Source organism: Streptomyces sp. NBC_00647 (assembly GCF_045207245.1).
In the GTDB taxonomy this organism is placed as follows: Bacteria; Actinomycetota; Actinomycetes; order Streptomycetales; family Streptomycetaceae; genus Streptomyces.
The window spans coordinates 150,835-175,727 of the sequence record NZ_CP109040.1 but is presented as its reverse complement, the minus strand read 5'-3'; the positions used below and the strand labels follow the sequence as shown (position 1 = coordinate 175,727).

The window sequence follows — 24,893 nt, the reverse complement described above, 5'->3', positions numbered from 1 at the left end:
CCCTGAAAAGGCTCACTACGCATGCGCTGCGGCGACTTCCGCAGCGAGCGCCGCCACCGGGATCTTGCAAATGTCTGAGTGCGCGCCGGAGAAGGGCTCTCCTTGTACGTTGTTGATAACGCTGGCGGCGTTAACCCGGTAGAAGGTTCCGGGAGCGAATTGGAAGTTCATGTTGCCGTTGGCTGGCATCACCAGGTCCTTCGATGGGTTCACTGCCTGGTATCCATCGGAGCCCATGCCATCCCAGCGCCCCGCCGTCTTGGCCTGCGCGTCTTCCTGGGCCAGGAAGGAAGCCTTCGGGTACCACACGCCTACTGCCCAGTCGAAGACGCTGAATGTAGCCACCAGAGGACCGTGTACCCGATCTGCGAAGGCGTTGAGGGCGCCAGCGCTGCCGAACGGATTGTCCTTCTTATGCGCGAACGACCAATGAGAGAAGGCACCTTGGAGGAGCAGCAGTGACGCAACCGGGCTGCTTGCAGGTGCGCTGATGCCGGACAAGGCGAAGGAAACCAGTCGGGCGCCGAAGCTATGGCCGATCAGGTGAACCCGCACAGAGGATGACCGGCTGTGCAGGGACTCAAGCAAAGGTCCCAGCCCGCTACGACCGATGTCGCCAGCGCGAGCCTTCATGATCGTGTACGAGAGGACTCGCACGGCGTCCTTCGCACCGTTGAGGGCGTGGCTGAACCAGTCACCGATGCCTTGCGTCGCGGAGCCCGGTGGTGCACTGCCAAATGCCTCGGCGGCAGCTTGGTATGCCGTCTTGGGGTCGGTCGTCAGTAGCAGAGCAGTCTCGCCCGAGTCCTCGAACTCGCCATTGAGCGATGGCGGTACGAGAGATGTCAGAAGCTGGTGGATCTGTCGCAGCCGCGCCTCTTTTTGCGTGTCAGGTTCATTCGAGCCGATGGCGTTTTCCCCCTGGTCGATGAGTTGGCCGATCTCTGTCACCGTCTGCTGCTGCGCCGGGTCGGCGAAGCCCGGCTGGAGGGACTTGGCGATCTCGGTCCCGGAGAGTGCTGCTGTACCGGCGTTGAGATCCACCACAGCGCCGTTTTCTGCCTGCGTCGCGGCATCTGCTGGCGGAGGGGTTGCCTGCGTGGGCGGGAACCACAGGGAAGGCCAGTAGATTCCAGCGAACCCCATCCTGCCGATGCCTGCCGCGCCGGTCGCACTGTCCCGGATCATCGGGAGCATCTTGTTGTACAGCGCGCGGGCGCTGTCCTTTGATGTCCCCCATCCGTGGCTGAACAGGAAGAGGTCGTCAACGCCCTCGGCGATCACCTGATCGAGGAAATCTCGCGCGACAGGTGCCGTCAGTCTGCCGTTCTCTTCGAATTCGAGGTCCCACACCGGCTCGTTCGTCGCCAGTCGTGTCATGGCCACTACCCTTTCGTCAGACATTCGCGAGCATGCGCATCAGGTCAACCAGGCCCGCCCCTTGTGCGTACCGTTCCCGGCCGAGGTCAGTAGCGCTGTCGGTGAGTAGGCGCTTGACCTGTCGGGGCCGGCCGATGAATTCCGGGCGGGCGGAGAGGAAGGCTGCGATGATGCCTGAGACGTGCGGCGCCGCCATCGACGTGCCGGACTGCTCGGCGTAGGTCAGCGAGCTGGCTGGGAAAGACGCATCGGTGCCTAGGTCCAGTCCGGCCGTGGCCCGGATCGTGCCGCTGGCGGCAGAAGCGATCCACTCGCCGGGCGCCACGACGTCCGGTTTCATTCGCCCATCGAGCGTTGGCCCCTTGCCCGATGTCCAGGTGACGCCGAAGGCGTGCGGCGCGTCCCGGTGCGTGGATCCGACCGCGATACAGTCTTCGGCATGCGCTGGTTCGGTGATCGAACCCATGACGGCGGAGGTGTTGGCAGAGTCTCCTGCGGTACGGGCACCGTAATTGCCGGCGGAGACGACCACTACCACGCCGGAGGCGACAAGCTGATTCACGGCCTGGCAGAGCGGTGACTGGCCTGCGGCGTACTGATCGGGTTTCCACTCGGAGCCGAGGCTCATGTTGACCCCGTGAACGCGCAGAACCCCAGGGTCTACGTTGACTTCGGTTCGCAAGTACGTTAGAGCGCGGATGACCGCGCTGGACGACGTGACCCACGTGCCCTGTTGGCTGAGCCGCATGACCTTGAGGCTTACCAACTGGCATGCGGGGGCCATCCCGGACAGTTTACCCACATGGGCCCGCTGAACATATCCCCCGTTCACTGGCTCCTTTGACTCCGCCACACGCGGCGTCAGGCCATCGGGCGTGCAACCAGAAATGATGCCGGCGACGTGTGTGCCATGCCCACTGCCGTCCACCAGGGGCTGCAGTTGAGATGGGGCGACAGGCTGCACCTGGTCTCCGGGGTTCACGAGGAAGCCGAAGTCGCGATGCAATTGGCTGGTCAGTCCTTGCAGCGGATCCTCCCCTCGGCCGGCGGAGGCCAGTTCCAGCTGGGAGAAGTGCGGGTGGCAGGCATCGATTCCGCTATCAATGACTGCCCAGACGATTCCGTGGCCTCGTGCGTCGTAGGAGTGCCAGGCAGCATTGGCCTTCACGGTGGGCGCGGAACGATCGATCTGCGGATGAAGTATGTAGTCCGGCCATACCCGGAAGATGGTCGGCGGTCGGTGGCTGTGCTCAGCAAGTTGCCGGTCTCTTGCCACCATGTCGCGCAGGACGGCGCGGGAAATTACGCACTGGTACAACTTCGGCGCGATGAGTGCGAGACCACTCGGAACGGGGGGTTGGACGGGGCTCGTCGACGTGACTTCTTCGGGCCACCACCCGCCAGCCTGCGTCGCGTACTGCTCCCACAGGCCGTAGAAAGCCTCGCGGACCGCCATCAGGCCCCCGGGATAGAGCACATTTAGCTCGATCAATATCGGGATCTGCTGCTGCGGGTCGATCGGGGTAGGTCCCTCGTCGGCGGCGCCGTCCGGCGGCAGGTTGAGGTGGCCCACGATGGGGGACCGGAACAGCTTCTGCGGCTCGTGCATCATGAGCGGGCCCTTTCCCTGAAGCCACGACGGAGTTGCAGTGGATTCCTCGACCTGGCGCTTTGTCAGTGGCAGCGGTCGGCAGACAACCCCGGACCGGTGAGCCGCTCTTGATAGCCAGTGCAGTCGGTGGTCTGCGTGCAGAATTCGACATAGACAGGAATTGAGACTGATCTACATGGAAAGCGCCATATTCACTAAGGTGTCAGCCAGCCGTGGACATCGCAAGTTGGCGAGAGTGCTTTGTCCGCGAACTGCTGCGCCGTCAGTTGTTCACGAGTCTCGATGGTGCAGCCAACGCCTTCGTCGTCGTTCAGCGGTGATGAGGGCAATCATCTCAATGCCCTGTTGTGGAATGGCATCGCCCGGCCGACGACTGCTGCCGTCTCGCCGTTCACGCGGCGTAGCCTCAACATCGGAAACAACCGGGAGAACTCCAACCCGCGCTCGCTATAAGGGAGATCACGGGGCCGGGTGGTCGCGGAGCCTTTCACACGGGACGAGGAGACCCCGCAAGCCGGGCAAGTCCGGGCCGAGGCACTCCCTGTGGCCGGGTGGACTCGGCGGCCACTGTTCTCACACTGTTTGACCTGTATGACGGACACTCCGTTGAGGTCCAGCACCAACGTCGTATGGTTGACCAAGCCCCTGGCTGCGCAGTGATTTTTCTGCACAGAGAGCAGAAATGATCACCCTGAACCGCGGTCGGCTGAACTCCCAGGCCGGCAACTGTCATGCATGTCAAGGACCATGACAGTCAGTCAGTGCACATACCGAGGCTCACCCACCCAAGTTTGGAGACCCCCCGTTAACAGGACGCCTCATCAGTTTGCAGCGCTCGGTGGAGTCCCTGTGCCTGATCCCGGGTCAGGGAGCGGGTGTCCTACGTCTGATAGCGTTTCGCGGGCCCGCGCGTCGACCAAGCGGGTTACAAGATGCTGCGAAGCGCCGAAAATGACAGCCCAGGCCACTATTTGCGGGCTGGAATCAGATCGCTCAGACCGGGAATGAACCCACCTCTGATGAGCAGCACTCCTATGAACGCCGTCAGAGCCCCGGTGGGGAATTTCAACAGGGCCGCCGACAGTGGCAGCATATAGGGACTACTCGTCCCCTGAATCCGACGCAAAGAAGCAATGACCGTGAGCGCTGCGCCAGCCAGCCCTGCCGCCTCGATGACGAGAACATCGACATGCTGAGCGTAGTGACTCGGGAGATACTTCGGCTTCCGCGCAATCTCTCCGGAAGGGCATGCGGCGATTCCCTTTCCCTCGGGGAGGAAACACATGTTTAGCGAATGGGGGCAGAACCAACCCCAGACCGCGAGTCCACTTGCGCCAAGGAGGACGAAGAAGGTGGCAATCCGCAGAATCACACTGAGGCTGCGAACCCTACTAAATTCGGCATCCAATGCATCGTATGAGGCGTCCAAGGCGACGACAAGGAGCCCGCGGTCCCCCGGCAGTGCCCCATCCACCACCATGCGGTCCGCGACCGCCTCCGCTCTCAGCCGAAGCGGGTCGCCTGGGCGAAGATGCTGTTTAACGTGGCTCAGTACGTCAGCGCTTCGGCTGATCAGGTCTTCTTCTGAGCACAACTTGAGCAGCATCACGTCGGTCGCGCGCGCATTGGCCCACGTCCTCTCCAGGGCTGCGGCTCCGGAGAAGAGGCGACGCTGCGCGGAGATCGCAGTTCCTGCCTCTTCCAGTTGCCGGGCGATCCCTTCCAACGTCCTTTCTCTCTGACATTGATCAGTTCGACTATCAACCGCCCGGCACCTTTCGCGATCTGCTTGCTGTTCCAGGTAGAGAATTCGTGCGGCGGCTCTCTCGCGCCAGACTGTTTTATGAACTCTGAACAGCCTCATGGGCAATTTGGGGAGCTGAACCACATTTTTTCGTCGATTCGTCTCGTATGCGTGATCACCCTTAGATTCGGCTGATATTAGAAAGCGTCCGAGCAAGAGCGAAGTGACCCACAAGAGAATGAAGATGAATGCGCCTCCTCTGGGCTTCTTCGGACTTTCTGTACCGTTGAAAGCGTTCCTGCTGGTCATCGCAACCTCCAGCAAGGGGTCCTCGTCCGAGCGCAGTACGGATAGCCGTCAGGTGCACGCAAGAGCAGGGTGCGTAACGAAGGTCAGTTCGGATCGGGCGGAGCCGTACGACGGCATCGAGGTTAGTGAGCTCTTTCAGCATGGCCACAGACGTTAGACCCGCCCGCAGGCCACGGACCTCCCTGAGAGAGTTGGCGACCGACGAACCGCGGCCAGATGAAGGCGCGGTGCCGGATGCGACACGCCCTTTGCCGAAACCCGTACAACCCTTGCCGACGGTGCCCTGAGGGTGAGGAACTGGCGAACTGGACAGGCGCGTTCTGGGTCGCTACACGCTATGAGTGACCTCGGGAGCGATCAGTGCGAGTGCCATCAACGCGGCCGAGACCTCCTGGATGACCTGTTCGGCTTCGCTGAAGACTGGTTGGAACGTGTCACCGCACTCGATGGTGAATCCGAACACCTTCGTAGCGGTCGGGTCGGTGAGGTGCCGGCTGTACGAGTAGTCGTCGCTCGCCCCCGAGGTGGGGTACAGCCCGTACGCGGCATCGACCCCGTAGTCGACACCACGTACTGCACTCACCGCGTCGTTCATCCCCTCCGCCAGTTTGACCCCGATCTGCAGGTCTCTCTCGGGAATGAACTCGCCGATGCCGTCGTCCGGCCGCCCGCGCACCGCATCAAGATTGGGGTTACGGAAGTTGTCGGTTGGGGTGACGGACTGGTTCTGGTCGGAGCCCCAGTTGTGCAGGATTGCCGGAAGCGCACTGTGGACGTCGACCATCCACTGGATTTGTGGATGGTTGTCGAGAGCCCAGACCACGTTGCGGGTTTCGGGCTCCGACGCTGCCGCAGGGCCTCGGTAGACTTGCAGATCGCACGGGTTGTCTGACGTATGGACATCTGCATTCGGGGCGAACTTCGTGGTGTGATCCCAAAGGAAATCGAAATTCCTGTTCAGGTCCACTCCCACGCATGAGGAACCGGTGAACCCGGCAGGTGCCGGTCGGCGGTTCTTCCGCCACGTTGGAGAGGTGGTCTGACTGAAGGCCCGGCCGTCTGGGTTGACGCAGGGGAAGAAGAACAGATTGAGGTTGTCCAGGACCTGCGTTACCTGGGCCGCGGTGAACGTCGATGCTCCGTAGCCGAGTCCAGTGGCCGAGTCGTGTGCCTCGGGTAGGTCTGCTGCCAACGAGATCAGCGCGTCGGGCGGCACCCACTCCCGGGCGTGCATCCCGCCCAGCAGCAGGATTCCGGGCACCTCGTCGGCCTGTCGTGTTCCCACCCGCAAGAGCCTCGTTGTTCGGCCCTCGTGAGTGTGGTGGGGCGGAGTGATGATCTCTGTCGTTCCGGGGTGGGCGTCGTGCAAGTTGGTGACCGCTGATTCGATCTCAGTCACGTTGAGATACATGATCACTCCTTCCTGCCCAGACCGTGGGGGACGGCGTCCCGGTCTGCGAAGCGGTCAGCGCTGCCGACCTCTTCCTTCCGGGTATGCCAGTTCTCGGTGACGTTCTCTACTTCGGTGATGTTCACCAGCGGTGCCGATCTAGACGCTCTGGCCTGCCCGAGTTGGTCCTGGCGGAAGTAGAGGTCCAGTTCGACGCCGGCCTGGGTACGGTGCGCGATGGCGCGGCAGCCGACATCAGGCTGTGTCTCGTGGAGGAACTTTCTGAGCGTTTCGGCGTTCTCGGCGACGACGTGGCAGCGGATAACCGCGGGTTCCTCGCTCATGGGTTCATCCCTTCGGCGAGTGCGACGGCCTGGGCGGCGTTCACCCTTCCGAAGCCGTAGTCGTCGTTGTGACCGGCCGCGTTGTACTGGACCTCCGGTCCTCCGATGTGGTCGGCAGACTTGTGCATCACCTCGCGCAGTTCATCGCGCGTGAGGTGGGGGTTCGTCGAAAGCACCAGTGCCGCGCACCCGGCCGCGCACGGAGCGGCGAAACTGGTGCCCGTGTTGGTTCCCCAACCGCCGCCTGACGTGGTGCTGACAACTTTGACGCCGGGGGCAATCAGTTCGACCTCCGGGCCGCGTGCCGCGTTGTCCTCCAGGTCTTGGTTGGTCGACCGCACCACGGCGATCACGTCCGCATGGGAGACCACTTCGTCCTTGGAGATGTCAACGTTGTGGCCATTGCTCGCCGCCCAGAAGATCGCCAGCCCCTTGCCCTGACGTCCATTCGTGGAGGCGAACTTGAGAGCAAGGTCCAAAATACTGGTCAGATCCCAGTCCGCGCTGTTCGGGCCCAGGCTGCTGACCAGGATGTCCGCTCCGTTCCCGGGGGCGATCCCGGGGACCTCCAGCGAGGGGTCGGTCGCGTATACCACGGCGCGGGCGAGGGTCGACTGGGTGCCGACCTGGTCCGGCAGACACGCCACTAGCATCAGGCTGCACTCGGGGGCCGCTCCCGAACCACCCGCCCCGTTGTTGTGCCGGGCCCCGACCATGCCGACGCAGAAGGTGCCATGACCGCTGTCTGGCATCCCGGAGGTGCCTTGGACGAAGACTGTCCCTCCCGCGCCATTGGCGAGGAAACCTGACAACGGATCCACTCCGGGGGCGAGGTCTGGGTGCCCTACGTCGAAGCCGTTGTCGATGACGGCGACTCGGATCCCGGCTCCGAAGGTACGGTCCCACGCCGACTCGATATGAACGTCGGCGTCCGGCGTACCGCCGTTTGTACCGACGTTCCTCCATTGCCATTGCTGCGCGTACCGGGCGCCGGCGGGCCTGAACCGGCCGGGGACATGCTCGATGAGCGAAGGCTCGGCGAAGACGAAGCGGTCGTTGCCATGAAGTTCGACGGAAGCGGCGAGGGCGTCCGGCCACGCGACGGCTTGCACCTCATACAGATTCTCCGCGAAGCGGAGTTTGTTGACGACGGTCAGACCAGCCGCCTCAAGCTCGAGTTCGGCCTCGTACTGCGAGAGCGTCGGCTGCAACTGGACAGTAAGCGCGTCGGTCGCAATACCGATTCTGCCGTTGGGTCGCCGGATGACCTTGCCAGCTCCTTCCGTCCCGGGGATCTCCTCGCGTGCGGTGAACGCTTCGCGGGTCCGCCGATTTGGCCTGACGAATATCCAGCTAGCTCGGGCGAAGACGTCGGCCGTCTCGTCGTCGACGCCAGCCTCGCGAACCTGCTCGCGGGCACTGCTCCCCAGTTCTGACTCCACCTCAGCGGCAGCTCTGCCGAGGCTGTCCTTGACGGCAACTACATCGTCGAGTTCTTCAGCCTCAACGAGATGGCCGCGCAGGTAATACTGGCGTGACATGGCACTCGCCTCTTTATGTCGAGTGAAAACCCTGGTCGGTGACGGTTTGGCCCGCAGCGAGGGAAGTGAACCTCATGCTGCAGGTCCGAGGGGCTCGGGGTTCGCCGGGCGGCCCCCAGTTCCTGAACTACGGCACTGGGGTGGGTCCGACCACCTATCGTGGTCCCGAGCCGTATACCGGCACCGAGCCCGAGGCCTCGGAAAGCTCGGTGCCATCCCGTAACAGATTTCCCATCTCGATGAATCAGCCTGTCGCTGGATGGGTAATCCCAGAACCTGTTAATGAGCCCATGACGAGTTCATCGCTCTCGCGCAGGGCGTCCGGGCAAATTCCTTGAGCGGTCGCAGCATCCCTGACCTGCGCAGTGAAGATCTGCGGTCCTTGAGCTGCCTGAGGGATTCGAGAATTGAATCCGACATCGCTTTTCCCATGATCTGCACGACGGTCTAATACGCGTCGCAGCCGGCATCCGCTTCATTTGCTCGTATTGCTACCGCCTGACTGGCGACCATCACTTTTCCTTTCTGAGGATGCTTGGTCCCATTCGCCATGCTTTCAGGCGATGTCGCAGAGAGTGCGGACACGATGCTTGGCTTGGCGATATCAAGCGGTGAGTCCACGGGCCCCTGCACAGGCGAGAGATCCTGAATTCCTCTACCCGTGAGCATCCCCCGCCTCTGTTCGGGCAACGTGGGGCGGATGGTGTAGTGGCGTGACTCAAGCGTTTCCGATGCATCGACTACACGTCGACGTCGCAGGAGGCAGCGACTGCTGCGGCTGCCGAAAAGGTGCCAGTGGCAGGCTGGCCCCGCCGTCAACTGCGCCAATGAGCGGACCGACCGGATGCGCTTGGCACATGCCGACGGCACAGTGGTGAACGTGTCTGGAATCGAAGCCTCGAATGAGGTATCGCTCGAACTCCTGGGTGTCTTCGAGCTCACTTGCTGCGGCAGCAGGGTGCCCCTACCTCTTGGGGCTCAGCGGCTGCTGGCTCTTTTGGGCCTGAGACCTGAGGGCGTCCACCGGAGCGTGGCAGCGGGGCAACTATGGCCTGACTACCCGTGCCACAGAGCCGCGGCCAACCTGCGCTCGGCACTGTGCCAAGGGCGGCGCCCCTGTTGTGTCACTCTGATCGACTGCATAGGCCAGCGCTTGCGGCTGTCGCCAGCGGTCCAGGTTGATGTGCTCCGGATTCGTGACTCGGCCCGACAGAGTGTCGACGTGCTGACACCGCTGCCCACAGACAGCGAGACGCTCATAGAGGCGTTCACCCGGGAACTTTTGCCGGGCTGGCCTGACGAGTGGATGCAATCGGACCGCGAACGCTGGGACCAAATGCGCCTGTACTCCCTGGAGGGCCTGGCCCAGCAGATGTTGACCGCCCAGCAGTACCTGCCCGCCCTCCAAGCTGCGTTGGCTGCAACCGCGATCGACCCGATCCGGGAGACCGCCCACCGCATCGTCATCGAAATTCATCTCGCCGAAGGCAATATCGCGAGCGCGGTGCGGTGTTACCACCAATACAAGGCCTACCTTCAGCGGGAACTCAAAGTCAGCCCGTCGCCGCAGATGGCCGATCTGTTGCAGGGATTACCATGCCTTCAACGTGACCAGCACAGTGCGCCGACGCAAGCGCCGATGCCTGCGCCTGACCGGTTGCGCGGACAGGCCAAAGCCTCACGTGCCCGAGAGGCGCCACAAAGATCCACCTCGCCTGCGACGGCAAGGGACGCCCGCTCGCGATCCTGCTGACACCCGGCCAACGCCACGACAGCATCTGCGCACGCCCCCTCCTCGAGCGCATCCGAGTCCCACGAACCGGCCTTGGCCCCGCTGCCGGCCCGATCAGGTCGTCGCCGATAAGGCCTACAGCTCCCGCGGCTTCCGCGCCTACCTCCGCCGGCGCGGCATCGCACACACCATCCCCGAGAAAGCGCGACCAGCAGCGACACCGTCACAACCGGGGCCGTCGCGGCGGTCGACCTCCGGCGTTCGACCGGCAGATCTACCGCCGCCGCAACATCGTCGAGCGCTGCTTCAACCGACTCAAAGGCTTCCGCGGCATCGCCACCAGGTATGACAAGACCTCCACCTCCTACGAAGCAGCGGTCAGTCTCGCGTCATTCCTGCTCTGGGCAAGATCCGTTTGAAGACGGGCCCTAGTCCCGCCGTTTCCGGCCTCGTGGGACGACCACGTCGACGCCCCGATGCACTGCTTGCCGACCGCGGCTACGACCACGACAAGTACCGTCGCCTGCTATGGCAGCGCGGCATCCGACCCGTGATCGCCGAACCAGGCCAACCCCACGGCTCTGGCCTCGGCGTCTTCCGCTGGGTCGTCAAGCGCACCATCGCCTGGCTTCACTGCTTCCGCCGCCTGTGCATCACGGACGGCCCAGGTCACAGACCTGGGCTCGGCTGTTATCGGGCGGAGGACCGCCTCGCCTGCCGTTCCAGGCACAGGGGCGCCTAGGATCGCGGGCATGGCCCTGATCATGAGTGATGTGGACCGGTTCGAGGCTGCCAGGCCCCGGCTGGAGGCCATCGCCTACCGGCTGCTCGGCTCGGCGGGCGAGGCGGAGGACGCCGTGCAGGAGACATTCCTGCGCTGGCAGGCGGCCGACATCGGCCGGATCGAGGTGCTCGAGGCCTGGCTGACCAAGGTCCTCACCAACTTCTGCCTCAACCAGCTGACTTCGGCCCGCGCGCGGCGCGAGACGTACGTGGGACGGTGGCTTCCCGAGCCGCTGCTCGCCGGGGACGCGATGCTCGGCCCCGCCGACACCGCCGAGCAGCGCGAGTCGGTGTCGTATGCCGTCCTCGTCCTCCTGGAGCGCCTGTCGCCCAAGGAACGGGCGGTGTATGTCCTGCGGGAGGCCTTCGACTACCCCCACCGGGAGATCGCCGAGATCCTGGACATCACCGAGGCGGCCGGCCAGCAGATCTACCACCGGGCCAAGAAGCACGTCGCCGACGGCAAAGCGCGCACCGAGGTCGACGAGGCCACCGCCCGGCGGATCGTCGAGGAGTTCCTCGCGGCGGCGACCAGTGGCCATACCGAACCCCTGATCCGCCTGCTCACCCAGGACGCCGTCTCGGTCGGCGACGGCGGCGGCAAGGTCCCGGCCCGCGCGAAGGCCTTCGAGGGCGCGCTCGCGGTTGCCACCTTCCTGCGTGGCCTGTTCAAGCCCAGCGATGCCAAGCGGAAATACATCGGCGGTGCGCCCGGGATCTACGCCACCACCGCCAACGGCGGGCCCGCGATCGTCGCGGTCGTGGACGGCCGGGTCGTCGGGATCACCTGCCTGGAGGTCACCGCGGAAGGCATCGTGGCGGTCCGCAGCCAGGTCAACCCCGACAAACTCGTCCGCGCGACCGAGCTGTGGGCTGCCACGGACCACGGGGAGGGCCCGCTCTGCACCCTCTGACGCGATGTGACGCGGGTCACGTCGCGATCCTGTCAGGAAACGCCGGGCTGCCCGGTTCAAGGGGCGACACCACGCCGGACAACGGCGCCCCGTCCAGACAGGAGCACGGACATGCAGCACCGCATCGTCGTCCTCGGCGCCGGCTACACCGGAGCCACCGCCGCCGGCCGCCTCGCCAAGAGGCTGCACCGCGAGGACGTCACCATCACCCTGGTCAACCCCGAGCCCGACTTCGTCGAGCGCGTCCGCCTGCACCAGCTCGCCACGGGCCAGGACTTCAAGTCCCGACCGTTCAGCAAGATGTTCGCCGGTACGGGCGTGGAGCTGAAGCTCGCGAGGGTCACAGCCGTGGACGTGGACCGCAGGACGGTCTCCGTCACCGGCGCCGACGGCCCGGCCGAGCTCGCGTACGACACTCTGGTGTACGCCCTCGGCAGCGGCTGGAACGACCAAGGCGTCCCCGGCACGGCCGTACACGCCGACCAGGTGGCCAGCCGCCCGGGCGCCCGCCGCCTCCGCGACCGCCTCGCCGCCCTGGAGGCCGGCAAGCCCGTGGTCGTCGTAGGCGGCGGCCTGACCGGCCTGGAGGCCGCGACTGAGATCGCCGAAGCCCGCCCGGACCTCAACGTCTCCCTGGCCGCCCACGGCGCCCTCGGCGACTGGCTCTCGGCGAAGGGCCGCGCTCACCTGCGCAAGGTGACCGACCGGCTCGGCATCGAAGTTCACGAGCACGCGGCGGTCACCGCCGTGGCGGCGGACAACGTGACGACCGCCGACGGCCGGACCGTCCCCGCCGCAGTCACCGTCTGGACCACCGGCTTCGCCGTCCACCCGATCGCCCAGAACACCACCCTGGAGATCACCGAGCGAGGCCAGATCGTGGTCGACACCACGATGCGATCGGTCTCCCACCCCGATGTGTACGCCGTGGGCGACGCCGCGCTGGCGATCGGCCCCCACGGCAAGCCCCTGCGCATGTCCTGCGCCTCGGGCATCCCCATGGCCTGGCAGGCCGCCGACGCCATCGCCGCCCGGCTCGCCGGCACCAAGGTCCCCCACGTCTCCATCCGCTACTTCCAGCAGTGCATCTCCCTCGGCCGCAGGCAGGGTCTGATCCAGTTCGTCACCGCCGACGACCGAGCGGTCGACAGCGCCCTGACGGGCCGTATGGCCGCCCTCTACAAGGAGCTGATCTGCAAGGGCGCCGCTTGGGGCGTCGCCAACCCGACGGCGGGCCTGCCGTCCCGGCGCCGGCGAGTCGTACGGCAGGAGACCCAGGACCATGCCCGGGCGGAGGCGACCGCTTGACCTTGCCCCCAACCTCTCGGTGAGCAGTCTGCTGCTGTTCCGGCTGGGCGCGAAAGGTCCGATGGCGCTCTGCCGGGCCGCCGGGCGCACCGAGTGCGCCGTCTCGAGCCGCTTTGGATGGTTTGGGGGAGAGGTGGGGCGCCGTCGTCGATGCTGGCCATGGCGAACGTTCGCGCCCGTCCGACCCGCTTGTAGCGGTCTTGGGGCAGGAGGTTGCACACGTTCAACCTGGCAAATTTTTGCCACCGTTGAGTTCGCAGCTCCGGGCCGAGTCGCAGCCAAATTTCATGGAGTTCACGGCTACACCTGGTGACCACCTGGCGAGGCGGCCTTCTGCGGTAAGGCTGGATTGCGTCGGTGGGACGCGGCGGGGCCAGGAGACACAGACCAGAACACCGGAGCTGGGACGAGCGGCCAGAGTCCCCCCGGAGGCGCAGGCCTAAGAGTTGTCCCGTAACCATCCGCGCCACTCTCGAAGAGCCCGTTGCCCCTTGGTGTGGGAGCCCAACGATCAACCGGGGAGGGCTGGGACTAGATTCTTTGCATGTCTTCGCATCTCAGTCCTGGCGCTTCGGGAGCCCTGCGACGCTTCGCTGGATGGCTTGCCCGGGGGTCGGTGGGCCACCCGATGCTGGAAGGGGTCGACTACTGGGAGGAGTTGCGCGAGTCGCCCTCCCAAATGGAGATCTGCGTCGCGATCTTTGCCAACGTCCTCGAACTTGATGACCAGGGACAACCGGTCAACGAGAAGCACGCAGAGCGCCGGGCTGCAGTCTGGCTCTACCGATACTGCACCGGGAAGCTGCCCCCCGGGGAGCCGGATATCGAGCCCTGGGAGTGTCAACTCTATTGACCGCTGGCCTGCGTGGCGGGCTATCCGGTGAGGGCAAGGTTATGTAAGCGAGCGATGCCGTGCATCGCGTGGTGCACTCCGTCGCCTCGCAGTCGGCAGTCGCGCAGGATCTTCCAGGTCTTCATCCGGGCGAAGGCGTGCTCGACGCGGGCGCGAACCTGCTTGTGGGACTTGTTGTGGGCCTGTTTCCAGTCGGGCAGAACCTCTCCCTTGCGGCGGCGGTGCGGCATCACAAGCCCGGTGCCCGGGTAGCCGCCGTCGGCGATGGTCATCGTGTTGCCGACGGCGGCCTTTGCACCGGACTCCGCCCAGGCCCGGCAGTCGTTGCGATTGCCCGGCAGCGGCCGGCCGACCACCACGACCAAGCGGGTGTCGGCGTCGATGACCACCTGATGGTTGGTGGAATAGCGATAGTTCTTCGACTGCTCGGCCACCTTGTGGTCCCGGGTAGGCACCAGGGTGCCGTCCACAATCAGTACCGCGTCCTTGGCGAACCGCTGGCGGGGATGCAGCGCGAGCCTCGGGCCGAAGTCATCGATCACCCGGTCCGCGGCCGACTTCGACACCCCGAACAGCGGGGCCAGTTGCCGCATCGTCAAGTTCGTCCGCCAGTACGCGGCGACCAGCAGCACCCGGTCCTCCAGCGACAGCTTCCACGGCCGGCCCCGGCCCGGGGAGTCGGCACCCTCACGACGCAGCGCGGTCACCAACTTGCCGAAGGCGCGCGGGCTCAGCCCGGTGAACGGGGCTATCCAGGACGGCTCGGACGCCGTGATCACACCTGACACATGCAAGATCATCGCAGAGCAAGATCACTTACGGGACAGTCCTTAGCAGGGAATTTGGTCGTCGGCTTGATTTCCAACGTCCCTCATTTCGCCGAGTATTTCGGTGTACTGTTCGACGGCGACTGCTGGAATGGAGGAGCTGGCGCCCCCGGATGCGACTATGGAACCCAATTTGACAATTGGGCGGCGAAGAACGGCTATGACGTATCCGGGGATGCGTACCAAGTGCCGACATTCTTGGCCGCTGTTTTTGCGCACAGGCCGTCAGGGACGAGGCCGAAGAATTACAATCTCCCCGGATGGAAAAAGGTGAAAATAGGCACGCCGCATATCATTGCGAATCATGCCGCGGGAGGGGTGGGTTATCGTCAGAATGTAAGAGACGTTGAGCGGAAGGGTGGAACTCGCTTCAAGGATAAGTATCATGACGATATGAGTCCTGCGCAGATTGAATCGACGATTCGTCAAGCCTATCGATATGCTGGACCCGCGCTAAAGGGGCAGCGTGAGCGCGTTAGGATGAGAGGTGTGAGCAATGGTCTGACTATCGAGATGTGGTTCAATAGGGATCTAGATTTGATCGAAACTGCCTATCCTGTGGGGCGTGGATGATGTTTTGTACGTGCGTCGAAGTGGAGTCACTGGAACGAACGGATTACGGGACTATTTGGGGGAATGTCTGGCATGAGGTCGAAGGTCAGCATTTTCCACATCAGAGATGGAATGACATGATCGTCCCGTACGTGGTTGCTCTAGCGGATGGGGTTTTCGAGGTCGCGTATGGGCGGGCGGCTGACGTGGAATTTTTCGATGGCCAGTATTCGGTCGAACTGCGGCCCACAGCGGGACGGATCCAGATCGTGCCGAAGGGAGTTCCCGACTTCATTTCGAGCGAAATGGAATACAGTGATTTGGTGGCCGACGTGACGGCGGCGGGGAGACTCCTGCTGGACGCGTGTCGGCAGCGGGGTTGGAGTCTTGACAGTGATGTTCTCCAGCTTAGGGAGATTTTGGAGAGATTGCCTCAAGGGCTCTCGTAGAGGTCACTGCATGATCATGCAACTACGCCGAAGCCCTGCCCGCTGAAGAAGGCGATGTCTCCTGCGCGCATCTTGCGAATCTGCGGCACGTTGGCGTCGTTGACACCCGGTGTGACTCCCCCGAGTTGCGCTTGCCCAACTGGAATCAGGTCATGGAGATCCGCCAGTGTTGAAGGATCGAAAAGGTTCCTGTAATCGTCGTGAGCTTGTTCCGATTTGACGGACACTATCGGTGTGGTGGTCAGGCTGCGAGTGCGGTCTCGTATTCGGCGGGACTGCGATAGCCGAGGCTGCTGTGCAGACGGTGCGAGTTGTACCAGCCCTCGATGACCCCGTTGCCCAATTCGGGGGATTTTCAGTTGATTACCGGCCCGACGGTGGGGTGGTCCAGAGGGGCGATCCTGCTGGTCAGAGGCGGGCTGGATCGATCGAAGAGGCCCTTTGTCGAGCTGGGGGTGGGCGATGTCGATGGGGGCGACTCATGGGGAAGATGTTCCTGAAGTGACGAGCGGCATCGCTCGTGCTTGATGCCATTGCGGCAAAGCTCAACAACCGTCCGCGCAAGTGCCTGGGATTCCGCACACCAGCCGAGAGTGTTGCCTTGGCCGCCACGCCGAGCGCCCCGCCACCAAGTTGGTCGGCGACATCACCTATCTGCCCACCGCGGAGGGCCGGCTCTACCTCGCCTGCTGGCTGGACCTGGCCACCCGCGAGGTCGTCGGCTATGCCATGGCCGATCACCACCGCGCCGAACTCGTCGTGGACGCCCTGGACATGGCCCATGGCCGGGGTGGGCTGGAGCCGGACTGTGTGATCCACAGCGATCGAGGCACCGAGTACACATCGACCCAATTCCGCGCCCGAATGCGGGAGTTGGGGCTTCGGCAGAGCTGCGGGCGCACAGGATCATGTTTCGAACAATGCCGCAGCGGAGAGTTTCTGGGCCCTGCTCAAGGAGGAAATCGGCACCCGGATCTGGCCCGACCCGGTCGGCCACCGCCCGCGCCGAGGTCTTCAACTTCATCGAGACCTTCTACAACCGCCGCCGCCTGTGACAAATCCGCTAAGGATCACTGCATGATTGATGCGCTGAGATGTTGGTCTAGTGATCACTGCAGGATTTCTGGTTGTTGTGACGTGTCGACCGGGGCTGGGGTTTTGGCAGAGGTTCAGGAGCCAGAGGCTCCTGAAGTGCGAGTTCAGTGATCGCTTCGGAATGTGGTGATCGTCGCAGGATTTCCTATTGCCGGGCACCAGTAGGGTGCGCGGGATGAACGTATGCGTTGAAGCCTCGTTGGATGCGGCTGCGTCGGGCAGTCCTGGGGCATCGCTGGTCCGGTGGTTTCGTGCCGCCCGCACCGGGCTGTACCGCGGCTTGGTGGAGGCGGAGACCGGGAGCGGGGGAGGGGTCGTCTCCGAAGCGCGGATCGTCCCGGACATCGACGACTTGGTGCGCCGCTTCCCCCGCATCGGGAAGATGTGGCCACAGTTCGAGGAGGAGCTTGCCGCGTTCTCGGCCTGCCCCCCGCTCACCCGGCCCGGCACCCTCCAGATCCTGCTCGCCGCCGCGCCCTCGGCCGGCCTGACCGCCGTCAAGGTGGGCGCCGTCTGGCGGGCAGCCTCCGGATTCGCGCACGGCCGCTACTGGCCCAACCTCAGGGCCTCCCAGCCCTACGCCGCCTTCCCGGCAGACAACGGCATCCACACCCTGGCCCTGGTCATTGACGAGGACCAGCACCGACCCCTGGCCCAGTACTGCAACAGCATGCTGCGCCGACTGCAGGAGCACTACACCGTGCGTGCCCAGGCCCACTGACCGAGCACGCCAGCAGCGCCCCTGCCACCCCCCGGTTGCGGTAACGCTGTTGAGCACCGACCTCACAAAGTGATTGGCCGATACGCCAGGGCCTGATCGACTACTTCATCAGCAGAAAGCTCGCGCTCAGAGCTCCTGGACGGCGCGAGGATTACGCAGCTCGTACGGGGCCCCCTTGGCGTCCAGCCACTGTCCCTCGGGCAACTCCAGGAGAGCCGTCGGGTTTTGAGCACGCAACGCCGCTCGCGTGGCAGGGAGAACCATCTCTGGCATCCCAGAAGTATCCCGGGCTTGCTGCCCGCGGCGCCCGTTCTTTCGTCGAGACGTCACCTCGGGTGAGGTATTCCGAACACGGGGAAGGCTGCGCTGGTGCCCTCTGCCGGCCTCGGACCGACGCTGCAGGCTGCCGCCGGGGGAGTGCTGTCGTGTGCCGGCGGGCGGGGCGGCTGGACAATTGGCGGCCTGCGGGAAGGTGCTGTGGCGGTGCGACCCGGAGCTGGGCGGAGGGTGAAACGCATCAGTTGCCGGAGCTGCCACCGTCACCACCCGCGCCGAACCCGCCCGCCCGCGGCTGCTGTGCAGCTTTGATCCAGTTAGTACGGCGGCGTACTCGGATACCGGACAGCATCGACGCGGCGGCCCCCAGACCTGACAGAACTGCCCAGGCCGCAGTGATCCGCCTGTCCCGCTGGTCGTCTCGCGACCGACGGCGTGCCCCAGCGAATCCGTGTCCCTCCCGCCATCCCATGCTGTACCGCCATGCGGCGGCACTCTGCTGGCCAGCGCCCGTCTGCCGCTCCCTGCAGGTGTGACGTTTCGCCAAGGACACTCCGGCGTTGTACAGCTGTCCGCAATTCGGGCACGTGAAGATGTTCACCGTGTCGCCCTCCCCTAGGCCTCAACCGTATCGGGCGAGCCGCAGGCTCAGAAGAGGCCCTTCGCCTCACTGTTGCGCGCCCGCTGTCCGTCCGATGGCCCGCTGACGTCCTGGGGTTGCCCTTTCGGTCCGGGCCCAGCCCTGGTGAAGAGCACGAGGATCAGTACGTGCTTCAGGGGGAGACAGGAACGACCTATACCGGGTGAGCCGTAATGAAGGGCGGAGCGCTACCGAGACGCCACCTGGCCATCTACCTGGCGGCGTTCCAGCGGCGTTCGAAGTCGTCGGCCTGCTTGGCGATGTCCTCGGCGGTAATGGGTCTGTTGTATTGGGCGGTGATTCCCTGCTGGGCGCAGTCCTGGGCCACGCTCTCGGCAGAGGGACTGTCCGAGCCCATCCGGTGGTTGGCCCAGACGTGGTACATACGAAAGGTGAGGAAGTAGCGGCGCAGCGTGGAGGGGCTGACGGGGTTGCCGCCGCGGCTGGTCACGCCTTCGCTGGCGAGGCTTGAGGAGAGCTGCTTGTCTGTGGGCTCCTGGCCGTGCACGTTCTGGTAGTTCTTCCACGCGAGGTAGTACCGGTCGACCACAGTGAGGGCGTTGTCCTCGCTCACGGGTGGCTGCTGCTCGTCGATGGATGCGTTCACCTTCGGGCCGGGTATCTCCTCGGCTGCGTGCGTCCCTGTGCTGGCGGCAGGCGCCACGGTGGAGGCAGGCTCCAGCGTCTCTTTCGCTTCGCCGGGGTTGGTCACTGTCTCGGCGGTTGGAGGCCCGCCGTCACCGAAGTCGCGCTGCTGGAAGGCGTGGACGAAGGTGTGGAGGTCTTGCGCGACGAGGGGTTCACCCGTCGCGGTGGTGATGCCGTCGCGCTCGAAGACGTAGCGGGCCAGGGTGGCCGCGTCCGGGTATCTGCCGTACTCATACGCGAAGTCGGTCCAGGCCCGGTAGAAGAACTCCTCCCAGTCCACGTCGTCACCGGCACGCCCGCCCTCAGCAGCGTCAGCGGTGGTGGTCGGCTCGTAGCGCTGCTGCAGGCTGGCCAAAATGGGGGAGAGTTGTTCATCGGACAGTGGGTCGCCTGCTGCTGTTGTGATGGCGAACTGGTCACGGAGGAACAGGGCGAACTGGCCCGGCGTGGGCGCCACAAGGAACTGAGCAACCCACGACTGATAGGCGTCCGCAAACAGACCACTGTCACTAGCATCCTGGAATGCCGGAGCCGACATCTGCGCCTGCGGCATCTGCGCCCATGCCCGGGCCTGCGCCTCGGTCTGCCCCGGGTTCTGCTCTGGGGTCTGCTGGACGTATCCGGCCAGCAGCTGGCTCGCCTCCAACTCCAGGTGCTCGGGCGCCGCGGGAGCGGCGGGAGCCGGGACGGACGCCTGCACCGCCACCGGCGTGGGTGCCGGCGGGAGCACGGCGGGCTCGATGCCCGCCGCCGCCAGACCGGACGGCGCCGTCTCCGCGAGCGGGACGCCGTAGCGCGCCAGGCGCAGCGGCATCAGCGACTCCACCGGGGCCTTGCGACGCCACGCCCGGCCGAAACGGGAACGCAGCCGCGCCTGGTAGACCAGCCGCTCCTGCTCCAGCTTGATGACCTGCTCGTAGGAGCGCAGCTCCCACAGCTTCATCCGGCGCCACAGCAGGAACGTCGGGAGCGGAGAGAGCAGCCAGCGGGTGAGGCGGACCCCCTCCATGTGCTTGTCGGCCGTGATGTCGGCGATGCGGCCGATCGCGTGCCGGGCCGCCTCGACCGAGACCACGAACAGGATCGGGATGACGGCGTGCATACCCACGCCCAGCGGGTCCGGCCAGGCCGCCGCGCCGTTGAAGGCGATCGTCGCCGCCGTCAGCACCCACGCGGTCTGGCGCAGCAGGGGGAACGGGATACGGATCCACGTCAGCAGCAGGTCGAGGGCGAGCAGGACACAGATACCCGCGTCGATGCCGATCGGGAAGACGTAACTGAAGTTCCCGAACCCCTTCTGGATCGCCAGCTCACGGACCGCCGCGTACGAACCGGCGAAGCCGATCCCGGCGATTGAGACCGCACCGGCGACGACCACGCCGATGAGAATCTTGTGCATCCGGCCCAGTCGTACGGTTGTTCTAGGTTTTGGTGTCACGCGCTGCTGGCCCTTCTGCATGGCTGCTATTGGTGCGTGTTGGGCTGTGCCATGGGTGGGGGTGGGAGTCTGGGCCTCGGTCTGGCCTGGGTGGCCGATCCACTGAGAAGTGATCATGGGGTGGGGGCCTTGCGGCTGGTGGTGAGGAGCTCTTGGATGAGCTGTTCGGTTTCCAGCTCGAGGTCGCAGTCGAGAGCCTGCGTGACGTGTTGGATGCGGGTGATCGCGGTGTGCAGGCCGGGCCGGTTCCCGGCCATCCATTCGACGATCAGCCAGTCCCGGTACAGCAGTTCCGCTGTCTCATCAACGTCAAGGCCGGTCACGATGGCTTTGCGTGCGGCGCCGAGATCGTAGTGAACGCCCTTCTGCGTGCGGTGGGTGGCGATGGTGTGGGCGACGTCGATGATGCGGGTGGTCATCTCCTGCTGGTGCGGCTCGGCCCACGCCGGCGCCCGAGTACCGAAGGGGCGCCCCCGCACGAGGGACAGAGCCTCCTCCAGGTCCGCCAGCCCTAGCGGACCCTGGGGCAGTGCCCGTTCGGCGAGTTGGACGAAGCGGGTCCAGTCGCACCGCACGCCGTCGGCGAGCGTGTAGGGGTCGTCTGCGTGGCGGCGGCGCGGCACGTACGCCTCGCCGTTCGCATCGTTGCCCAACGCTCGGCGCAGGCCCTGCAGACGGGCGTTGAGCGTGGCAGTCGACCAGGGACTGATCGGGTCCATATCGGCGCACAGGACGTCGGCAGTGCGGTTGGGGCGGAAGTAGAGGAGTGCGGCGAGCTGAGCGGTGCGCGGTCCATGACCGGTGCGGCCAAGACCGTCCACATCCACCGGCCCCAGCACCCGGATCTCCGGACCGCTGTCCAGCGAGACGCTCGCCTCGCCGGCATCCTCATCAGCGGGCGCCTGGGTCTGCGTTCGTTGTGCGCCGCTGGCGTCTGCCTCGCCTGTGCTCGCCTCTTCGACCGTCAGCAGGGGCTCGATGCCGCCGGTGGCGGCAGGCAATGCGTGCGCAAGCGACAGTGCGCCAGGATCGGCTGACGCCTTCAACAAGGCAGGGAACACGGCATCGTCGGCGTCCGAGCCGGCCGCTCCTGAGCCGTTTTGGACCGGTGGGGACATCGTGCCGTTGTCGCCGGGCAGATCCTCCTGCGAGCTCGGCTCGGCCCGCCGCCCCGTGGCGCTGGGCTCGCCAGGAACGTGCTGCCAGGCTCCCTCCGCCTCGTTTGCGGGCTGCCCGGAGACGGCGAGGGCGGTGATGATCTGCTGGTAGGCGGCGTGTTCCAGACGCTGCACGGTGATGTCGATGCCGAGTGGGTCGAAGCGCTGCGGTGTCTGCGCGGAGACGGCGAGGATGTCCGCCTCCGGGAAGTGACCTGCGGTGGTGCCGGTCGGGGCGATCAACGTGACCGGAATCTGCGGGGCCTTTCCCAGGACGTCGGCGAACTGCCAGGCCGTGTCGTCATCCAGCGCGCTCGCACACAGCACCACATACGGGTGGTCGGCGGTCTCGGGCATCTGGTGAACTTCCAGCAGCCGCTCGGTCAGATCACGCAGCGCGTGCGCGGGCTGGCGCATGTGCGCGATCCGGGAATTCGGCAGCAGGTGCGGGAGGTCCTCGCCGAACCCGACCGCGACAACCTCGACATCCCGCGCCCACGGGCTCATGCCCAACTCCAGCGCCAGCGACGTGCACACCTCGCTGATATGCACCGGATTGCCGTCCAGCAACACGACGGGCATCCGGGCCAGATCGGCCAGGACGAGATCACCGGACTCCGCACTGCCCACCGTGACCAAGGCCGGACACGGCGCCGCAATCGTGCGGGCCTTCTCCTCATCCAAGAGCTCGACGCCGGCATCGAGTCGCCACCAACCGGCTGCACCCGCCACGAACGGCACCTGCGGTGCGGACGCAAGGTCATCGGGCAGCACATGGACGGTGCGGGCATCCAGACGCGCAGCCCGCAGGACCGGCACCGCCCGGCCGTCCTGCTCAGCGGCGTGGACCATCGTGCGCAGCACCACGTCAAGGTGAGCCACACCGGAGGGTTCGGCGGCCGCCGCGAGCTGCGCCTCGGCGGGCGCGGTCTGCGCTGTGATGGCGATCGTCTCGCCCGGCTTGCGGCGCCTGCGCTGCAGCGTCCTACGCAGCGCGAGGGCCGCAGTAACGGCGGCCGCCAACAGCGCGCCGGCACCCACGACGGTACGCAGATTCAGCAGGCTGGTGGCCGGGGCCGGCTCGGCGCCCTCGGGAGAAGGGGTGGCGGGCTGCGATGTGGGGGCGGCGGGCTCCGCCGACTCGTGCGGGGCTGCGCTGGCGGCCGACGGCGTGCTCGAGGCTGACGGCGTCCTCGGGGCTGACGATGGGGGCGCGGCGCTCTGACTCGGCGTTGCGGCTGGCATGTCGTCCTGCCCGCCGGGGCCCTCGGAGGGCTTTTGGTCGGGCGGAGTGTGTGACGCGGAGGGCGGCTCGCTGCCGTTGCTCCCCGGGCGGTCCACCGGCGGGCTGTCCTGGTCGGGGCGGGCGCCCGGCACAGTGACGTGCTGGCCCGCATAGATCATGTCGGGATCGGTGATAGCAGGCAGCCCGTCCGGCTGCCGCTGGCCCTTGCTGGCCTCGAACAGGGCGGGCCACGCGCCGCCGTCGCCGACCTCATTCTCGGCAATCTTCGACAGGGAGTCACCGGAATGAACCGTGACGACGCGCTCGCCCTTCTCAGCAGCCACCGACGCACGCCCATCGGTCTGCGCCCGCAGTCCCTGAGGCCCCAGACTTTCAGGCATGGCCAGCTTCCAGCCCGGCTGCAGGAAGCTGTTGGACCGAAAGACGTGCCCGCCGGCCATGGCATGCCCCTCGTTCAGGTCGGCGATCTCCCGCCACCGTTCCCCATCGCCCAACTCCCGCTCAGCGATGCTCCACAAGCTCTCCGCAGGCCGCATCTCGCGCACCGTGTACGACGGGCTCGACGCCTGTGCAGCAGAAGACGCTTGGACAACCCGGGAGGACTGTGAGGTCTGAGGAGCCTGGCCAGGGACGCGGGTGGCCGAGGCGGTTGTCGCAGCCTGCGCATCGGAAGCCAGAGCCGAACCCGTAGGCAACAAGACCAGGATGCTCCCGACCAGAAGAGCAGCGGCGCGCTGCGAGGCGCCCAGCCCGCGCGGGGCCTGCCAACGGCGGCCGCGCAACTGCGCGACCAGCTCCCGCAGCGTACAGAACGTGAACTGCGCCCACCCGATCCAGCCGACCACGACCAGCACGAGCAAGAACACGGCCCCGGTGTCCTGCCGGTCCAGCAGGTGCGCCAGGTCGTCGTGACTGGACGCCCAAATCACCGGGGTGACCCAGGCCAGCAGCAGCGGCAGCCCGCCGACCGCGACGACCAGGACGAGCAGACTCACGACGGCCTTGAACAGCCGGCCAAGGGTGCGGTTGCGCATCAGGTTCCTTCGGGTGCTGTGACGCCGTGCAAGAGGGTGGCGGTGGCATGGCCGGTCACCGGCAGCGAGCCGATCCCGACGGCCGACAGGAAGGCCGTGTCGCTGGAGCCGTTCACGGTGACAGTGACCTTCTTGCCGTCACCGGACACGCTGACGGTGCCCGCGGCCCCGACAGAGCGCAGATAAGCCTGCGCGGCGGCCAGCGCGTCCTGCGGATCGACGGTGATCGCCTTGCCCGTGATGGCCCGGGCGGGATCGATGGCCTGGCCACCCGCCCGGGCGGCCTCACCCGCCACGTAGTCGGCGCGTTCGGTGGCGGCCATCTTCGCCCCGCCATCGACAGCCACGCCGATGATGCCGATCAGCGCGAGCACGCACACGGCGACGAACACCGTGACACCCCCACGGTCATCACGCGCGCAGGGGCCTATCGCACACCGGAAGATCATCAGGCCCCCCGCTGCCGGTACAGATCCACGACCGACGTCGCCGTGGACGTCAGCGTCCGGGCACCCGGCGCCCCCGGCAGCAGAAGATCGGACAACTGGACGGTGCAGCTCACCGTCACGGTCACCGTCCCGACCTGGCCCACCGGCACACTGAGGCCACCGGTGTTGACGTGCACGCTCGTTGACGAGCAGGCGATGCCCTGGTCGTTCAGGGATTCTGCTGCCGCTGCCCGCGCAGCACTCTGTGCGGAGGCCGCAGTGCGGTGGATGGACGCCTCCCGCGCTGCATCCTCGGCAGCCGCGTCAACCTTTGCGCTCGAGGTGACGATCCGCCCGCCGGCGATGGCCAGACACAAGAACATGATCAAGGACGGGAGGACGATGGCAGCCTCAATCGCGACACTGCCATCATCGCGGCGACCGCCAGGCCACCAGGCCACTCGCATACTGC

20 protein-coding genes and 2 pseudogenes are annotated in these 24,893 nt (G+C 65.7%); 9 read left to right on the top strand and 13 right to left on the bottom strand.

Going from position 1 to position 24,893, the window contains the following annotated elements; all coding sequences use genetic code 11:
• Positions 1-15: 15 nt before the first annotated feature.
• From OG788_RS00805 to OG788_RS00780, 6 genes are all read right to left on the bottom strand, one after another.
• Positions 16-1,380, bottom strand: coding sequence for a hypothetical protein (locus OG788_RS00805; RefSeq protein WP_406368443.1), 1,365 nt, complete (start codon positions 1,378-1,380; stop codon positions 16-18).
• Between the two features lie 16 nt (positions 1,381-1,396).
• The gene (locus tag OG788_RS00800; RefSeq protein WP_406368441.1) at positions 1,397-2,992 is read right to left on the bottom strand and encodes a S8 family peptidase; all 1,596 of its coding nucleotides are present in this window, start codon (positions 2,990-2,992) and stop codon (positions 1,397-1,399) included.
• Positions 2,993-3,959: 967 nt separating this feature from the next.
• Positions 3,960-5,045, bottom strand: a complete 1,086-nt coding sequence (locus OG788_RS00795) for a hypothetical protein (protein ID WP_406368439.1) — start codon at positions 5,043-5,045, stop codon at positions 3,960-3,962.
• A gap of 328 nt (positions 5,046-5,373) precedes the next feature.
• The gene (locus tag OG788_RS00790) at positions 5,374-6,456 is read right to left on the bottom strand and encodes a M14 family metallopeptidase (protein WP_406368438.1); all 1,083 of its coding nucleotides are present in this window, start codon (positions 6,454-6,456) and stop codon (positions 5,374-5,376) included.
• 2 nt (positions 6,457-6,458) lie between these two features.
• Complete coding sequence (locus tag OG788_RS00785; protein WP_406368436.1) at positions 6,459-6,779, bottom strand: hypothetical protein; 321 nt, start codon at positions 6,777-6,779, stop codon at positions 6,459-6,461.
• Positions 6,776-8,320 (bottom strand): S8 family serine peptidase, encoded by a 1,545-nt coding sequence (locus OG788_RS00780; RefSeq protein ID WP_406368434.1) that lies wholly within the window; start codon positions 8,318-8,320, stop codon positions 6,776-6,778. Before OG788_RS00780 ends, OG788_RS00785 begins: the two co-directional genes overlap by 4 nt.
• A gap of 1,222 nt (positions 8,321-9,542) precedes the next feature.
• Between OG788_RS00780 and OG788_RS00775 the strand changes: the two genes are divergently transcribed.
• The 5 genes and pseudogenes from OG788_RS00775 (at position 9,543) to OG788_RS00755 (ending at position 13,910) form a co-directional block, all read left to right on the top strand.
• Positions 9,543-10,073 (top strand): bacterial transcriptional activator domain-containing protein, encoded by a 531-nt coding sequence (locus tag OG788_RS00775; RefSeq protein WP_406368432.1) that lies wholly within the window; start codon positions 9,543-9,545, stop codon positions 10,071-10,073.
• 424 nt (positions 10,074-10,497) lie between these two features.
• Positions 10,498-10,701: pseudogene (locus tag OG788_RS00770) on the top strand (IS5/IS1182 family transposase); the annotation flags it as partial.
• A 103-nt stretch (positions 10,702-10,804) separates the two neighbouring features.
• The gene (gene sigJ / locus OG788_RS00765; protein WP_406368430.1) at positions 10,805-11,749 is read left to right on the top strand and encodes an RNA polymerase sigma factor SigJ; all 945 of its coding nucleotides are present in this window, start codon (positions 10,805-10,807) and stop codon (positions 11,747-11,749) included.
• 111 nt (positions 11,750-11,860) lie between these two features.
• A complete protein-coding gene (locus OG788_RS00760) occupies positions 11,861-13,057 on the top strand; it encodes an NAD(P)/FAD-dependent oxidoreductase (RefSeq protein WP_406368428.1) in 1,197 nt (398 codons plus the stop codon).
• A 544-nt stretch (positions 13,058-13,601) separates the two neighbouring features.
• On the top strand, positions 13,602-13,910 hold the full coding sequence (locus tag OG788_RS00755; protein ID WP_406368426.1) for a hypothetical protein: 309 nt from the start codon (positions 13,602-13,604) through the stop codon (positions 13,908-13,910).
• A 20-nt stretch (positions 13,911-13,930) separates the two neighbouring features.
• Here the strand turns inward: OG788_RS00755 and OG788_RS00750 are convergent, their stop codons facing one another.
• Complete coding sequence (locus OG788_RS00750) at positions 13,931-14,698, bottom strand: transposase (protein WP_406368424.1); 768 nt, start codon at positions 14,696-14,698, stop codon at positions 13,931-13,933.
• A 66-nt stretch (positions 14,699-14,764) separates the two neighbouring features.
• On the opposite strand from OG788_RS00750, the gene OG788_RS00745 reads away from it, so the two are divergent.
• Both OG788_RS00745 and OG788_RS00740 read left to right on the top strand, forming a co-directional pair.
• The gene (locus tag OG788_RS00745; protein WP_406368423.1) at positions 14,765-15,310 is read left to right on the top strand and encodes a hypothetical protein; all 546 of its coding nucleotides are present in this window, start codon (positions 14,765-14,767) and stop codon (positions 15,308-15,310) included.
• Between the two features lie 116 nt (positions 15,311-15,426).
• The gene (locus OG788_RS00740) at positions 15,427-15,738 is read left to right on the top strand and encodes a hypothetical protein (protein ID WP_351549066.1); all 312 of its coding nucleotides are present in this window, start codon (positions 15,427-15,429) and stop codon (positions 15,736-15,738) included.
• A 14-nt stretch (positions 15,739-15,752) separates the two neighbouring features.
• Here the strand turns inward: OG788_RS00740 and OG788_RS00735 are convergent, their stop codons facing one another.
• Entirely contained in the window at positions 15,753-15,965 is a 213-nt protein-coding gene (locus OG788_RS00735) for a hypothetical protein (protein WP_406368421.1), read from the bottom strand.
• 337 nt (positions 15,966-16,302) lie between these two features.
• Between OG788_RS00735 and OG788_RS00730 the strand changes: the two genes are divergently transcribed.
• Both OG788_RS00730 and OG788_RS00725 read left to right on the top strand, forming a co-directional pair.
• A complete protein-coding gene (locus OG788_RS00730) occupies positions 16,303-16,944 on the top strand; it encodes a transposase (protein ID WP_406368419.1) in 642 nt (213 codons plus the stop codon).
• 172 nt (positions 16,945-17,116) lie between these two features.
• A complete protein-coding gene (locus OG788_RS00725) occupies positions 17,117-17,554 on the top strand; it encodes a hypothetical protein (protein WP_406368417.1) in 438 nt (145 codons plus the stop codon).
• Positions 17,555-17,680: 126 nt separating this feature from the next.
• Here OG788_RS00725 and OG788_RS00720 read toward each other — a convergent pair whose 3' ends face one another.
• From OG788_RS00720 to OG788_RS00700, 5 genes and pseudogenes are all read right to left on the bottom strand, one after another.
• The gene (locus OG788_RS00720; protein ID WP_406368415.1) at positions 17,681-17,827 is read right to left on the bottom strand and encodes a hypothetical protein; all 147 of its coding nucleotides are present in this window, start codon (positions 17,825-17,827) and stop codon (positions 17,681-17,683) included.
• A gap of 1,952 nt (positions 17,828-19,779) precedes the next feature.
• Positions 19,780-20,517, bottom strand: a pseudogene (locus tag OG788_RS00715) (DUF2637 domain-containing protein); the annotation flags it as partial.
• 152 nt (positions 20,518-20,669) lie between these two features.
• Positions 20,670-23,993 (bottom strand): hypothetical protein, encoded by a 3,324-nt coding sequence (locus tag OG788_RS00710; RefSeq protein WP_406368413.1) that lies wholly within the window; start codon positions 23,991-23,993, stop codon positions 20,670-20,672.
• Positions 23,993-24,442 carry a TadE/TadG family type IV pilus assembly protein gene (locus OG788_RS00705; protein ID WP_406368411.1) on the bottom strand — a complete coding sequence of 150 codons (450 nt, stop codon included), beginning with the start codon at positions 24,440-24,442 and terminating at the stop codon, positions 23,993-23,995. Before OG788_RS00705 ends, OG788_RS00710 begins: the two co-directional genes overlap by 1 nt.
• Positions 24,442-24,888, bottom strand: coding sequence for a TadE family protein (locus tag OG788_RS00700; protein ID WP_406368410.1), 447 nt, complete (start codon positions 24,886-24,888; stop codon positions 24,442-24,444). The genes OG788_RS00705 and OG788_RS00700 overlap by 1 nt, the downstream gene beginning before the upstream one ends.
• Positions 24,889-24,893 lie beyond the last annotated feature (5 nt).